Source organism: Pseudoalteromonas sp. PS1M3 (assembly GCF_016865405.1).
In the GTDB taxonomy this organism is placed as follows: Bacteria; Pseudomonadota; Gammaproteobacteria; order Enterobacterales; family Alteromonadaceae; genus Pseudoalteromonas; species Pseudoalteromonas marina.
The window spans coordinates 2707215-2722105 of record NZ_AP022624.1; the positions used below are offsets into that span (position 1 = coordinate 2707215).

The 14891-nt window shown below is 39.9% G+C and carries 14 protein-coding genes; 3 read left to right on the forward strand and 11 right to left on the reverse strand.

Annotated elements, in window-relative coordinates; all coding sequences use genetic code 11:
• The first annotated feature begins 148 nt into the window (after positions 1-148).
• A complete protein-coding gene (locus tag PS1M3_RS12570) occupies positions 149-1105 on the forward strand; it encodes a methylenetetrahydrofolate reductase (protein WP_203984572.1) in 957 nt (318 codons plus the stop codon).
• Between the two features lie 85 nt (positions 1106-1190).
• Here PS1M3_RS12570 and PS1M3_RS12575 read toward each other — a convergent pair whose 3' ends face one another.
• The 4 genes from PS1M3_RS12575 to PS1M3_RS12590 all read right to left on the reverse strand — a co-directional run bounded on the left by PS1M3_RS12575 (position 1191) and on the right by PS1M3_RS12590 (position 5750).
• Positions 1191-2924: a response regulator gene (locus PS1M3_RS12575; RefSeq protein ID WP_203984574.1), complete on the reverse strand. Its 1734-nt coding sequence runs from the start codon at positions 2922-2924 to the stop codon at positions 1191-1193.
• Between the two features lie 2 nt (positions 2925-2926).
• The gene (locus tag PS1M3_RS12580) at positions 2927-3466 is read right to left on the reverse strand and encodes a heme NO-binding domain-containing protein (RefSeq protein WP_203984582.1); all 540 of its coding nucleotides are present in this window, start codon (positions 3464-3466) and stop codon (positions 2927-2929) included.
• A gap of 241 nt (positions 3467-3707) precedes the next feature.
• On the reverse strand, positions 3708-4955 hold the full coding sequence (locus PS1M3_RS12585; protein ID WP_203984590.1) for a DEAD/DEAH box helicase: 1248 nt from the start codon (positions 4953-4955) through the stop codon (positions 3708-3710).
• A 93-nt stretch (positions 4956-5048) separates the two neighbouring features.
• Positions 5049-5750, reverse strand: a complete 702-nt coding sequence (locus PS1M3_RS12590; protein ID WP_203984592.1) for a DUF3581 domain-containing protein — start codon at positions 5748-5750, stop codon at positions 5049-5051.
• 171 nt (positions 5751-5921) lie between these two features.
• Between PS1M3_RS12590 and PS1M3_RS12595 the strand changes: the two genes are divergently transcribed.
• Positions 5922-6320, forward strand: a complete 399-nt coding sequence (locus PS1M3_RS12595) for a hypothetical protein (protein ID WP_203984594.1) — start codon at positions 5922-5924, stop codon at positions 6318-6320.
• Positions 6321-6416: 96 nt separating this feature from the next.
• On the opposite strand, the gene gltX is transcribed toward PS1M3_RS12595, so the two are convergent.
• From gltX to proB, 4 genes are all read right to left on the reverse strand, one after another.
• Entirely contained in the window at positions 6417-7901 is a 1485-nt protein-coding gene (gene gltX, locus PS1M3_RS12600; RefSeq protein ID WP_203984596.1) for a glutamate--tRNA ligase, read from the reverse strand.
• A 45-nt stretch (positions 7902-7946) separates the two neighbouring features.
• Complete coding sequence (locus PS1M3_RS12605) at positions 7947-8306, reverse strand: glutaredoxin domain-containing protein (protein ID WP_203984598.1); 360 nt, start codon at positions 8304-8306, stop codon at positions 7947-7949.
• Between the two features lie 72 nt (positions 8307-8378).
• On the reverse strand, positions 8379-9338 hold the full coding sequence (locus tag PS1M3_RS12610; protein ID WP_203984599.1) for a GGDEF domain-containing protein: 960 nt from the start codon (positions 9336-9338) through the stop codon (positions 8379-8381).
• Between the two features lie 102 nt (positions 9339-9440).
• Positions 9441-10544 carry a glutamate 5-kinase gene (gene proB, locus PS1M3_RS12615; RefSeq protein ID WP_203984606.1) on the reverse strand — a complete coding sequence of 368 codons (1104 nt, stop codon included), beginning with the start codon at positions 10542-10544 and terminating at the stop codon, positions 9441-9443.
• 117 nt (positions 10545-10661) lie between these two features.
• Here proB and PS1M3_RS12620 point away from each other — a divergent pair, with 117 nt between their 5' ends.
• Positions 10662-11621 carry a DMT family transporter gene (locus PS1M3_RS12620; protein ID WP_008130411.1) on the forward strand — a complete coding sequence of 320 codons (960 nt, stop codon included), beginning with the start codon at positions 10662-10664 and terminating at the stop codon, positions 11619-11621.
• On the opposite strand, the gene PS1M3_RS12625 is transcribed toward PS1M3_RS12620, so the two are convergent.
• The 3 genes from PS1M3_RS12625 to pdsO are packed head-to-tail and all read right to left on the reverse strand — an operon-like array spanning position 11516 to position 14860.
• On the reverse strand, positions 11516-12109 hold the full coding sequence (locus PS1M3_RS12625; RefSeq protein ID WP_033025547.1) for a class GN sortase: 594 nt from the start codon (positions 12107-12109) through the stop codon (positions 11516-11518). The genes PS1M3_RS12620 and PS1M3_RS12625 overlap by 106 nt on opposite strands.
• Positions 12106-14100: a marine proteobacterial sortase target protein gene (locus tag PS1M3_RS12630; protein WP_203984620.1), complete on the reverse strand. Its 1995-nt coding sequence runs from the start codon at positions 14098-14100 to the stop codon at positions 12106-12108. Before PS1M3_RS12630 ends, PS1M3_RS12625 begins: the two co-directional genes overlap by 4 nt.
• A 25-nt stretch (positions 14101-14125) precedes the next feature.
• Entirely contained in the window at positions 14126-14860 is a 735-nt protein-coding gene (gene pdsO / locus PS1M3_RS12635; protein WP_203984622.1) for a sortase-associated OmpA-like protein PdsO, read from the reverse strand.
• Positions 14861-14891 lie beyond the last annotated feature (31 nt).

Genomic DNA, 14891 nt, shown 5'->3' on the forward strand with positions numbered 1-14891 from the left:
TAAACAACTGTGTCATGCACTTAATTTAGGAACTCCTTTGTATGAATAATCCTCACGTTGCTTGAAAAACTTTCACTTAAAATACCTATCTAGACGTCTAAATGGCTGCTATATTAAATCTATCAACCATTGAGCTGGAATGAGGATTATGGCTTTATCACTTCAAGAGAAAATTGAGGACACTAATCAAGGTGTTTATCTTATTGGCACAACGCCACCCAAAATAGGCACTGATAAAGCGCAGTTAAAAACCATTGCAGAAAAACTATTAGGCCGCTTACACGAAATTGAATACGACGGTGTTGTAATTTACGATATTCAAGATGAGAGTAGCCGTACTAATCAGGCTCGTCCGTTTCCATTTAAACAAACGGTTGATCCGCGTGAGTACAGTAAGTTGCTAAAAGACTTATCACGCCTAGATGTAATTACCTACAAAAGTGTAGCGCAACGCGGTGAGGCTGAATTTAAAGAGTGGCTAGATGAAACTAAAAACGAGTTTGATTTAAAAAATGTCGTTTTAGTGGGTAGCCCATCGTCGGAAGGTGATATTAAACTAAGCCTACCTGACGCTTATAAAACATTAGCTGAGCAAAGTAATGACTTCTTTTTAGGAGGCGTAACCATTGCAGAGCGACATGCAAGCAAGCGCAATGAACACGAGCGCTTAATAGAAAAAACAACACAAGGTTGCCAATTTTTTATATCGCAAGCGGTTTATGATGCTCAAGCTACTATTGATTTAATAACAAGTTACGCGCGTACTTGCAAAGCACAAGGCGTTGCACCAAAACGTATTATACTAACGTTTACGCCGTGTGGCGGAGAAAAAACCTTAGAGTTCATGCAATGGTTGGGTATTTCAGTACCTGAGGCGACCAAATGGCGCATGCTTGACGCCGACAACACCTTGAGTGAATCGGTGCGTATTTGCCGCGAAAATCTCGATTCAATTTTAAAAAGCTGTGCGCACTTAGATGTGCCACTGGGTTTAAACATTGAAAGCTTAACAAACCGTAAAGAAGAAATTGACGCATCAATTAACCTATACCGTTTATTAAAAGCAACTATGGAGCTCAACCTAGCTGAGAAACAAATAGCGTAAAGTTAAACTAATTTACACCCTTCTTGGCAAGCTAATGCTTGCCTTTTTTATCTCACCAGCTTACTTAGTAAACAACTCAAAAAAATTAAATACACACCCACTTTGCTATTACTTCAAACATACTTTCAACCTTAATGGGCTTTGAAATATAGCCATTCATACCGCAGTCTTGCGCCTTTAATAAATCGGTTTCTCTTGTATTAGCAGTCATTGCAATGATGGGTAAATTTTTAAACTTTGCTTGTTTTTTTATTTCTATGGCTGCCGTATAACCATCCATTCTAGGCATTTGGCAGTCCATTAACACACCATCGTAAGTTTTATGTTTTAGCGCATCTAATGCCTCAAGGCCATCGTTAGCAATATCAACAATCAAGCCATTTTTACGCAGTATTTGTGTTGCTACTTGTTGATTGAGCGGGTTATCTTCAACCAATAAAATATGAATGCCTTGCAGTTTTTGTAGTGTGTTTTGCGTATTTAAGCTCTCTTGCGATTCTGGTTTTTTCAGTGTTTTTATATGCATAATTTGTAAAAGCACGTTATGCAAAGTACTTTTAATTATTGGTTTTATAAGTATTTTATAAGTGTTATTACCAAACCCTAGTAGGCTTTCGTTTAGCGCTTTATTTTCACAAGGCGCTATTACAATTAGCTTTTTTGCATTTAATTTAAGCTTATTGCGCAAAGACTGCGCAGCACTATCATGATTTAAATTTAACGTTCGCCAATCTATAAATATAAAATCGTAATCATGTAGCATACCTAGCCGGTCTAATACTTGGTTGATGTTATTTACAGTGTCAAATTTTACTTCAAAACCTAAAAGCAGCGTTTGTAATGATGTTAACTGACTATCTGAACTCTCAATAACAAGTGCTCGCTTGGCTCTAATATGTGATATGTCAAACTCATTTTGCTTAGTCGAATAATTTAGTGGAATAGTAAAACTAAAGCAGCTCCCCTTATTTAATTTGCTGTTTACTGTAATATCGCCCTGCATTAGTTCGACCAATGTTTTGCTTATTACCAAACCAAGCCCCGTTCCACCAAACTTTCGGGTTGTCGATACGTCAGCCTGAGTAAAAGGTTTAAATAGTGAGTCAACTTGTGCTTGGGTCATCCCAATGCCGTTATCTGAAATAGAAAAAGCAACACTGCAATAACTATCTACTTTCTGAACTAGTTTTACAGCTAATATAACCTTACCCCGTGTTGAAAATTTAAGTGCATTATTTAACAGATTTAATAGTACTTGGTTGAGTCTTAATGCATCACCAATAAAAAAGTCAGGCAGTAAGGGGTCAATATCAAACACCACTTCAATTTTTCTTTGTGATGCTAGCGTGCTAATAATATTTACAAGATTTTCTAGGAAGGTATTAAAATTGAATTCTTTTTGTTCTAGCTCTATTTTACCCGCTTCAACCTTTGAAAAGTCTAAAATATCGTTGATGATCCCTAATAAAGACTCTGCCGAATAATGAATTTTTTCAACATAGTCGCGCTGTTTTTCCGAAAGCTCAGTATCTAAAGCCAAATAAGCCATGCCTATTATGGCATTCATCGGGGTGCGAATCTCATGGCTCATGTTTGCTAAAAAGTCTGATTTAGCCTCATTCGCAGCTTCTGCATCTTGTTTAGCCAGTTCAAGGTCGTGAGTTCTGTTAGCAACCTCCTGCTCCAAATTTTCAGCCGCACCTTTGAGTACCTTATTGGCTTCGTAAAGCTGTAACGATTTGGCTTCAAGTAGTTTTTCAGCTTCTTTTCGTGCCAAACGCTCTCGTTCTAATCTGCGCTGTAAAAGAGCTACATCCATATTTAACCGACCAGAGTTAAGTTAAATGTAGCAACTTGATGATCGTCACTGATATCGCTGCGTATGCTGGTATTTTCCTTAAAATGCTCGGCTGCACCTTCTATTAACCCCTCAGCAAGCACTGCAAAGGGATTACTCGAATGGTAAACCATCTGCATTTGGGTATCACTTAATCGCTTGGTTTGAAAGCTAGGTAACTCAACGTCGGTATACAATTTTTCAACTTCTACATGTACGTGCCTATCTATGGTATCTAAAAAATCAAACGTGGTAGTGAGGTTTTCAAAAAACTGTGGATAGTAAACCAAGAAGCGTGTTAACAGATATTTTCCGTACTCTTTAACCAGTACATCTACTGGAACATCGACGATGTTGCTCAACGAAGTCACTAATTTTAAAAGCTCTTGCTTGTTATAGTTACCAACGCTGGTGTAAATCCCATTGGAATCCAGTTCGTTTTGTTCAATAATTTGATCGGCAACGGCAGGTGAAAATGTGCTTTCGACCATTTCTAAAAATTCAGTAAAAATAATACCTTTCATCGCTCTACCAACCTATTAGTCGTAGATTAAGTATAGATTTAAACTGTAATAATGCACATTTGTAAGAAGAAAAAACACTTACAAAGTATTGCTATTTAATGGGGGGGTATTTATTTAGCCGCTTTATGTAAAAGAGACCATTAAAATAAGCGCAGCGGATGTGTATAAAATTGCTAAATACTATTTAAAAACTAATTTTTTATCACTAAATGGGGCATTAACTGCCCCATGCTATTGGCTATTATTTTCGTCGTCTGCTTGGTGCCCTTTTACCTGTAATACGCTTTTTGTCACGATCTTTACGCGCTTTATTGGTGTTTTTTCGGTTATCTTTAGGGGCTTTGTTTAAGTCAGGCTCGTAACCTTCTAACCATTGTGGTGCTAAACGCGTATCAAGCAGTACTTCAATTTCTTCAAGTAACCATTGCTCGTCAATACTTACAAGCGACATTGCAAGGCCTTGCTCGCCTGCGCGACCCGTACGACCTATGCGGTGGACATAATCTTCAGCTATGTATGGCAATTCAAAGTTAATTACGTATTTAAGCGCCGGAATATCTAAACCACGGGCAGCTACATCAGTGGCAACTAATACGCGTGTAGTGCCTTCTTTAAAGTTTTGTAGTGCACGGTCTCGCGCACCTTGCGATTTATCGCCATGAATGGATTCTGTTTTTAAACCGTCTTTACACATTTCTTTGGCAAGCTTATCGGCCATTTGTTTAGTACGCGTAAATATAAGTACTTGGCGCCAATTTTTCATGCCAATCATGTGCGATACCAGCTCGCGTTTTCTGTCTTCATCAACAGCGTAAATAACCTGTTCGACTTCAACGGCGGCTGAGTTACGTTTATCAACTTCAATCAGCTCGGGGTTTTTAAGTAGCTTTTTACTTAGCTCAAACACGCTGTCATCGAATGTGGCTGAGAACAATAAGGTTTGGCGATCGCCTGGAATGTGGCGCAAAATACGTTTTATTTCATCAATAAAGCCCATGTCGAGCATGCGGTCGGCTTCATCAAATACTAATGAATCAACACTAGAAAGCACCACACTGCCTTTAACTATATGATCGAGCAAACGACCTGGTGTTGCCACTATCACTTGCGCCGTTTTAAGTGCTTTAATTTGCGGGCCAATACTTGCGCCGCCATACGCTAAAGCACCCTGAACATTACTGCCTTGAGCGTATTTTTCAAAGCTTGCAAACACTTGCTGAGCAAGCTCACGCGTAGGCGTTAAAATGACCACTCGAGCAATGCCTGGCTCATCTTTTTTAGGTGTATTTAAAAGCTTATGTAGTAGTGGCAATACAAAGGCTGCTGTTTTACCTGTGCCAGTTTGTGCGCTGCCCATTACATCGTTGCCCGCGAGAATTGGCGGAATAGTTTTAATCTGAATTGCGGTAGGCGTAGTGTAATTATTTTGCTCAATCGCTGTTAATAATAACGGGTCGAGATTAAGTGATGAAAATGATGTAGCAGACATAGGCTTAGCTTTAAAATAACAAAGAGCGCCATTATACCTGAGCTTTAGCAATAAAAAAGGCGCTATCAATAGCGCCTTTTTTAAATGCTGATTTTAAACCGGTTTTAGGGTCGCTTTTCGCTCATTATAAAATGCGATTAAGTCATCAACCGTTGCTTGGCAGTATTCACGAATACCCGACACCACCATGTGCTTTTCACCAAAACCAACTTTTTCGCCGTTTTCTAATAGGTTAAAGCGCAGGGTAATTTTGCCGCGTTTACCTGTATATTCAAAGCTTGGCTCTGCAAATTCAAGCATAGGTGCTTTAATCTCAATGTTATCAAGATTAATAATCATCGACTCGTAAATAACCATAGGGCGCGCTGGGTTAATCATTACCTCTTGCTTACCCATTAGCGGAATAATGACATGCGGGAATGCCGCACCAGAAAACTCAACATAGTTTTTTATTAGGCTATTTGTAAGTGTTGGACATTTGCTGGTTTTGCCTTCGCGTTTTACCTTTAAAATTACTTTATCGCCGTTGGTTACATCAAACTCATCATCCCCTTGTGGAAAATTAAGTTTGGTATTTTCGTCAACCATGCCAGCAAAGGTAAACTCCATTCGCTCACTTATACCGTAGCGGTCTAACACTAAAGAAAAAAGTAAGTCTCCTGGCGCGCAAAACTTTTTGGCATCTTTATCATGAAGTGGATTGTAATCATCGGCAACGCACTTTGCGAAACGACACCCTTGCTCACGAGAGATAGAAACATAATCAGCGTGCTGCTGAAAGTAAGGACTTAACATAGTTTGTTCACTGCTTAAACTGCTTATAACTTACCCATACTACCAGAAAAAATTTAAAGAGAGGTCGAATCACTTACAAAATGATACAACTTACTTTTTTTTTGTTTTGCTTGCTTTTGTTTTTATTGATAATTTGTTCTTAAGCCAACAATAACTAAGGGATTAATCATTATGCTGCGTATTTTTGCTGTAACCTGTGTGCTAACTGCACTAACTGGGTGTTCTGGCGTTACTTACCATACCAATATAAACAACGATGTTTTAGGTGATGAAATTGGTACTTATGTAAATAAAAGAGATTTGCATCAATTTTATAGTGACCAACAAGCCCATGAAAGCGGTGCTTCATTATTAGGCCGAATTGAAGGCGAGAGCTGTAATGGAGATGGCCGTGGTGCAAACAGTAACGTTAGTTACAATCGCGCCAAATCAAGTGCCATTGATTCACTTAAAGCGGATGCAATGCGCAGAGGCGGTAATGCCTTTACTATTAATTCTTGTAGAGAAACTCCTCAATCTTATTGCGACATTTCGGTTACTTGTACGGGTCAAGCTTACGACTTGAAATAAATGCAGTAATACCAGAACTAATTAACACTGGCTCCCTAAAACAAAAAAGCCGAGCTTATTTAATAAGCTCGGCTTTTTATAAAGTATGACTAAAGGTTATGCGCTTGGGTATGTGCGGTACGCACGCTCAATATTTTTAGCCTGCTTTTTAGAAATACCTAAATGAGCAAGTGCTACACGTAAACGCGCACGTGATAAGTCAGAGCCTAAAATTTCCATTGCATCAAGTACCGACGTCGATGACGTTTTACCTGTGATTGCTACAAATATTGGCTCTAAAAAGTCTTTAATTTTTAGCTCGTGGAATGTGGCAACCTCTTTTGCAATGGCAAAAATAGCTGGCTTATCAAAACTACGTAAGCCTTCTAATTGCCATACAAAAAATTGTAGCGCTTGGCGTATTACATTTTCGTCGGCTTTGCCCGCCGTTAACAGTGCTGGGTCGTAAGTTGGAATACCACCTACAAAATGACCTGCTAAATCAACCATATCCGACAGCGTATTAATACGCGTTTTAGCTTCTGGTAATACTTTAGCTAGCATTTCGCCGTTAAACTTCCAATCAACAAAGCGCTGTACAAGCTCTTCGTCAGTCAAGTTTTCGCGGATCCACGTCCCGTTTAACCAGCTTAACTTATCTACGTCAAATACTGGGCCACCAAGCGATACACGTTTCATGTCAAAGTGTTCAATCATTTCATCAAGTGTGAACTTTTCACGCTCGTCTGGCATTGACCAGCCCATGCGGCCTAAGTAGTTAAGTACCGCTTCTGGTAGGTAACCCATTTCTTTGTAGTAATTGATACTTGTAGGGTTTTTACGCTTAGAAAGCTTTGACTTATCTGGGTTACGTAATAGTGGCAGGTGCCCAAGTACTGGCGCTTCCCAACCAAAATCTTCGTAAAGCTTTAATAGTTTAGGTGCTGAGTTAATCCACTCTTCACCACGGAAAATATGGCTAATTTGCATATGGTGATCGTCTACCACATTTGCTAAGAAATACGTTGGGAAGCCATCGGCTTTTAATAGCACTTGCATGTCTACGTTTTCCCACGGGATCTCAATTTCGTCGCGTAGGTAGTCGTTAAACTTGAAGGTGCCTTCACTTGGAATTTTCATACGTATAACGTAAGGCTTACCCGCAGCTAGGTTAGCTTTAATTTCGTCTTCTGTGTGGTTTAAACCACGACCGTCGTATTTAGGACGCAGACCTTCAGCCATTTGCTCTTCGCGCATTTGATCAAGCTCTTCGCTTGTTGCAAAACAGTAAAATGCTTTGCCTTGCTCAACTAGTTGGTGCGCGTATTTTTTATATAAATCGCTACGTTCAGACTGACGATAAGGGCCAAATTCACCGCCTACATCAGGGCCATGATCCCACTCAAGACCTAACCAACGTAGGCTATCCATTATCGCTTGTTCCGACTCATGTGTGCTTCGTACTTGGTCTGTATCTTCGATACGAAGAACAAATTCGCCGCCTTGCTGCTTAGCAAAACAGTAGTTAAATAATGCAATATAAGCGGTGCCAAGATGCGGGTCACCAGTAGGTGACGGGGCAACACGAGTACGGATTGTCATGATAATGTCTCTTTAAATAAGTGAGATAAAAATTAAGTGAATCGTTTAAGCAGCTACTTTATTTAAGTACGCAATAATATCGTTAGATTCGTAAAGCCATTGAGTTTGGCCATTTTGCTCTATACGTAAACAAGGCACTTTAATTTTGCCACCTTGTTCTAGTAGCTCTTGACGATATTGCTCATTGTCTTTTGCATCGCGTGTTTCTATGTTTAAGCCTTCGCGCTTAATAGTACGGCGTACTTTCACACAAAACGGGCATGCTTTAAATTGGTAAAGTTTAAAATGAGAGGTTTGCAGATCAAGCTTGGCTTGCTCTTCGCTTGCACGCTTTTTACTACGAGGAGTAAATATAAAATTAAAGAATAAAATTATACAACCTAAAAACCAACGAACGAATTTCATGCTTAATACTCTGACTACAACAATTTAAGGAGCCAGATTTTAGCACAATTTTACAATCAAAAAAGCTCAATACTATTGAGAAATCCTGACTTCTTTGCTGAGCGTAAGTTCGTGACATGATGTCACCTTATTCCGTCCTGTTTTTTTTGAGTGATATAACGCCATGTCGGCTTGGTTTACTATGCTTGAAACGGTATCAGCGCTTTGTAGCTCTAAAAAGCCAATACTGATTGTTAACTGCTGTATGTGCTCAAAATCATGACTGGCTACTCGCTGTCGTAAACGAGTGAGTGCATTAAATGCATCTGTATTTGTTTGCGACTGAAACACTATTGCAAACTCTTCCCCTCCGTATCTAAAAGCATAATCTTCAATTCTAAAATTATTTTTAATGAGTTTAGCAACTTGTGCAATCACACCGTCGCCAACTACATGGCCAAATGTATCGTTAACATTTTTAAATAAATCAATGTCAACAATGGCTAAATACCAACAGCGTTTTGTATCTGCTTGCTCTCGGGGTAATAAAAAACCATTACCGGTGACTATTTCCATTACCTTTTTGTCAAAGGTTTGGCGATTTAAAAGCCCCGTTAAAGGATCAAGCCGCGACTTATGCAAAATCCATAATTGATTCGCATACACATTTAAAATGTACATCGCTAATGCACTTATTCTATCGGTTATTAACTGCTTGGTTTTAATAATTAAAACACCCAAAATAGTATCGCTATGATTAACCGGGATGTATGTTGTTACATCATCAGTCGTATGAATAACTCTTGTTTTACTAGGTGTTGCTTTATTAAGTATTAATTGGGCTTGATTGGGCTCTAAGTATGTTAAGTTGCTGTGTTTGTTTATCAGTATTGGTGGGGCTTGCAAGGTAACGTGCTTGTTTATGTAAATCGCAAAATTATTTACGCTTAGTAAGTCACCTAGCACGTCTATTAAAGCCGAATCTAAATGGCTTTCGTCTTCCTGACAAGTGAGTTCGACTACCCACTCGTGGCCACATGAATTGGCTTGCATTGCCATACCCAATTTGAGTAATTTTTAACCAGTATAGACATAATCTATAACTTTACTAAATAATTAGACAGTTAATTAAAATACATGCTTTTTAGCTAAGCATTAAAGTAGTACCAAATCATCCCTATGCAATACTTCTGCCCCTGCGTCATAACTAAGTAACTGTGCAATATTTTTTGAATGTGCGCCTTTAATTTTATTAACCTCCGAGCGACTAAAGCGGGTTAAACCACGCGCAATTACTTGGTTATTTGTATCAATCAAATCTATTAAATCACCACGCTCAAAATCCCCAAAGGCACAAGTGACTCCTTTGGCCAATAAACTTGCCCCATTATTTTGCAGCGCACTAATAGCGCCTGTGTCTATTACTATTTGCCCATTACTTTTAGGCCCGGCCAATAACCATTTTTTGCGACCATCTTTAGGCGCAGTTAACTTTAAAAAGCGAGTACCCGGTAATTGCTCGCTCATGCATTTTAAAATAACGTTGCTGCCAGCGCCTTTGGCAATAATAACTTCAACGCCTGCACGCCTTGCTATATCAGCCGCTTGAAGCTTTGTTGCCATACCGCCAGTGCCTAAGCTTGTACCGCTGCCACCAGCAAGTTGACGCAGTTCATCGTTTATGTGAGTTACTTCGTCAATAAGCTTTGCATCGGCATTGGTGCGCGGATCGCTGGTAAACAAGCCGTCTTGATCGGTAAGTAATAGTAATTTGTCTGCATTAGCTAATATAGCCACCAAGGCAGATAGGTTATCGTTATCACCCACTTTTATTTCGCTCGTCGCCACCGCATCGTTTTCATTTATAATAGGCACCACGTTGTAACTAAGTAAGGCCGTTAATGTATCGCGTGCGTTTAAGTAGCGCTCTCTGTCATCAACATCAGCGCGTGTTAGCAGCATTTGCCCTACGTTTACACCATACAAGGCAAATAAACTTTGCCATATATGAATAAGTTGGCCCTGCCCAATGGCGGCTAACATTTGTTTATCCACTAAGCTCGTACCACAGGATTTTAATAGTTGCTCACGGCCTGCAGCTACGGCGCCGCTCGATACCATAACAACCTGATGCCCCTGCTTTTTAAGCTCGCAGCATTGGCGAACTAACTCAACCATATGGGCTTTATCTAGCTTATCGGTGCCACCAGTTAGTACGCTTGTACCTAACTTTACAACTATTATCTGTTCCCTTTGCATTGTTTTTAGCTATTAAAATTTTATTATGATTTAACTTATACCAGCTCGGTATTTTTGAACAAGTTAAAAATATTCATGCTAGGATCGCGCTATATTTTATTGTTTAAATTACGTCTTATGCCTGCCAGTTTATGTTTAATTATTGCCACTTTTTTATGGGGCAGTTCGTTTATAGCGCTTAAATACGCCATTGCCATTTACGATCCAGCATTAGTGATATTTTTACGTATGCTTACTACGCTCGTTATTTCATTGTGTTTATGGCGTTATGTTATTCGCTTTGAATATCAAAAAGGTGATTGGAAGTATTTAGTGGGCATGTCGCTTGCTGAACCTTGCTTGTACTTTTTATTTGAAGGCCACGCAATGGAATATACATCGGCATCTCAGGCGGGTGTTATTGTGTCGTGCTTGCCAATAATAGTCGCGTTTTTAGCATTTTTTATGCTCAAAGAATACATAAGTAAAGCCATTGTAGTGGGCTTTACGCTATGTATTGGCGGCAGTATTTTACTTACGCTGCTCTCACCAAGTTCAGAACAAGCGCCTAATCCTATTTTGGGTAACTTTTTAGAGTTAATGGCTATGGTGTGTGCTGCATTTTATACTGTTAGTATTAAGCACTTAGCAAACCGGTATTCACCACTGACTTTAATTGCATTACAAGGCATTAGCGGGAGTTTGTTTTTTGCCCCCTTTTTATTTTTTATTGACCTACCCAGCGAAAATCAACACGACCTAACGGCACTTATGAGTATTTTATATTTAGGCTCTTGCGTTACTTTAGGTGGCTACGGTATGTACAACTATGCAATTAGCAAGGTATCGGTACTTACTGCAGCGGCGTATTCAAATTTAATTCCTATTTTTACACTTATTTTATCGGCCATTATTTTGGGAGAAGTACTTACACTTTGGCAGTGGCTTAGTATTTTTGTGGTATTTATTGGCGTTATGGTTAGCCAGCGCCATCAAGAGCTAGTTGTTGATATACCACTTAGTGAATCTGGTGAAGATATTTCTGCCGATACCAATAACCTCAAATCGGTGCCCGACGCTAATGCATCAAAGGGATAACAGGTAAGTAAATAAAGCCCCGGTGTGCGTAAAAAGTCATGCTGCGATTGATGAATTATATCAACCGCCGTGACTTTATACTGCTGTAACTCCCCGCTTTGTAACTGCATAGTAAACTGCTCCCCTACTTTGGCGTGCTGTAAAAACGCAAAGTGGGTGTCGTTATGGCCTGCTATTAACGCTCCCTTTTGGCGATTTCCCAATTCCCCCGCGGGCAAAAAATGGCTTGGTGCAAATGCTAAATTTCGACCACTCGCACCACCGAGCACACTTAACGTTTTATTATGCGATGGAAAGTGAAGCTGCGCGGTTACAAAACTGTCAGCATAAAACCACGGTTTTACTTTTTTACCCGGCTCTGCAAGCGCTTGCTGCCACGCGTGCTCAATAAGCACTTGTGCAAGCCATGCCTTTGCTTGCATATACACACCGTGGCCAAACAAGCTGAGCCCAGCAATTAATAACCCTGCACTTAACCACTTTTTCATGTTTTAACACGTCTTTTTAATTTAAGAGCACCAAACGTTATAAGTAACATACTACCCAACATTATATGCAGCCTACTTTGACCATCGGTTTGCGGCAAACGCATTTCTATTCCTTGCGGTACTTGGTTAGCGGCTTGCGCTGTTTGATCTGCAACGTCTTTAATTTGAGTGTGTTCAATGGCAATAAACGCAGTAAATGGACTTAAAAGCTGATGCGTTAAAGCTAATTTTTGCACCTCGTCTTTAACACTACTTTGCTCGTTATATAAAAGTAACGATTTAATTTTTTGACGCGCCCACAGTTTTGCTATGCCTTTGGCTTGAGAGCTATTTTGTATGCTTAATTTAATACTTAAAGGCCCTTGTGCTGTTTGCCCTGTAAGTATCACACTTTTAGCATCATTAAGTTTTATAGCAACCATGATAGGCTCTCCAAAATATAAATCAGGCAGTGGTGACGGCCAAAAATCTAAACTGTTACCGTTTTCATCGCTTAAAGCGAGGTCTGTAATGGCTGGGTGGGCGAGCTTATCAAATAACTGCTCCATTTTAGGCTGTACTTCTTGTGTGCTGCCAATAAAAGTAAATGTGCCTTTTCCTATATCGGCTGCACGGCGCATAAAAAAGCTATTAGGAGCACTACCAATTCCTACCGTAAATAAACGGCTATCACCTAATTTAGCCTGAATATTTTTAAATAAAGTAGCTTCGTTACTTACACTGCCGTCTGTTAAAAACACTACTTGGCGTACAAAACCATCAAACGTACTGCCATCAAGTACCGCGTCAAGCGCGCCTTGTATTTCGGTGCCACCATCGGCTTCAAGGCTGTAAATAAAACGCTCTGCTCGGCGTAAGTTAAAATCACTGGCTATAAGAGGCCTATCACTCATGGCGGTGACATTATTATCAAAACCAATAATGTTAAAACTGTCGTCGCTTTCAAGTAACGACAGCGCATAAAATAATGCCTTTTTGGCCTGCTCAATAGACTGCCCATGCATTGAGCCCGATGTATCTACTACAAATACCATTTCTCGGGGTAAGCGCTGAGTTTGCGTAAAATGATCTCCAGGCGGCATTAACATAGCAAGGCCATAGCGGTCTGCGTTTTCAAACTGCTGGGTAAAAAAGGCAGCTTGCGCGTTTTCTTTTTGAAGCGGCTTAAACGCTAAAACAAAGTCACGATTAGCCCCATTTGTATCGTTCAGTGCTATTTTATATTGCCCAAACGCGGGATTATTAACATTAATACGGTGATGTTTAGAGGTTATATCAACAAGCTCTAACCCCACATCTATGTCTATGTTTAAAGTAAACTCACTGCTAGGTGCATCATTATTTTTTTGAATGTTATATACCGGGCTTAGCCAACCACTGGGCGCTAAGTTTTGATCCATAAGGCTTAAACTAGGCTGCTCTAATGTGCCATTTATTGCATGGTAGCGCGGCGTAATTGTGGTAGGGAAACGAATAGTAAAAGTACCACTGCGGTAATTAATAATTTCTTGATACTCAAGCTCAATGGCCACCTGTTCACCAGGGCCAATATTTGCCACATTAGTGACAAACATATTTGCACGTTGTTGACGCACCAGTGCAGCCTGCTTTCCTGCCTTTTGAGCTTGTGCGTATTTTTTTTCGGCCTCTATTTTTTTATCAATATGCCCTTTAATAACGCGCTCACCAATACGCATTGTCATGGCGTGCACTGCACTTTCGTCGGGTAGTGGAAACACATAACGTGCATTCACCGCAAATGGGTTTTCGTTTTGATAAGTTTGCTTAACGACAACATGGTTGATTAACCCTGTTACTGTCATATGAGCGTCGCTTTTTAATATTATGGCAGGGCTAACGGGCTTACCTAACGTATCGGTTAGTTCAAGCTTTGGCGATTGTGCATAGCTGCTTTTACTTGCTAATAGCACTATTGCCATGAATATAAAAATGCTTGCCTTAACAAGCATTTTGGTTGGGTTACTCAACATAAAATCACTCCATCGAATGCTAAAATTAGTTACTCGCCGTTTGGCCACTTTCAGGCGCTAGTGAGCGGGTAGTCAGCGTTACTCGACGGTCAAAAAAGTTATCTTCTGTGGTATTGCTATTTGCCAATGTGTGTTGTTCACCAAAGGCTTGCGTACTTAAACGTTTGTGGCTAACGCCGTGTTTTATTAAATAACTTTGCACTGCATTTACACGTTTTTTAGACAGTAAAAAATTAGCCTGTTCATCTCCTCGTTGGTCGGCAAAGCCACTTAAATCAAGCGCTAATTGAGGTTGGTTGTTTAAAAGTACAACTAACTGGTCGAGCTGCTTAGCAAAGTGAGGCGCTATAGTGCTTGAACCCGTTTTAAATTGAACGGTCATTGCAAGTAGGTTATTAATTTGAGATTGTGCTAACTGCTCGTTTTGCTGTGCTAGCACCTCTAATTGCTGTTCTAACAGATTGTTATGATTAAGTACGTGTTGATAGTCGTTGGTTTTTTGTTTCATTACGGCCAAGGCGCGTTGTTGTTCGTCAATTTTGTTGTCGGCGACTTTTGCATCACCAATTAAGCCACCAGCAAATGCGCCTAAAAACGCACCAATGGGTCCACCAACCACACCACCAATAATAGCGCCTGTACCTAAACCTATTGCGGTTTCTTGAGTTGCTTCTTTTGAGGGCGAATGTTCAGCAGCCGATGAAAATGTCGGAGTAGAAAAACCAGCAACAAGCGTTAGCGCGATTAATGTCTTCTTCATAATATGATCCTTAAAATTGATTTAACTTAGT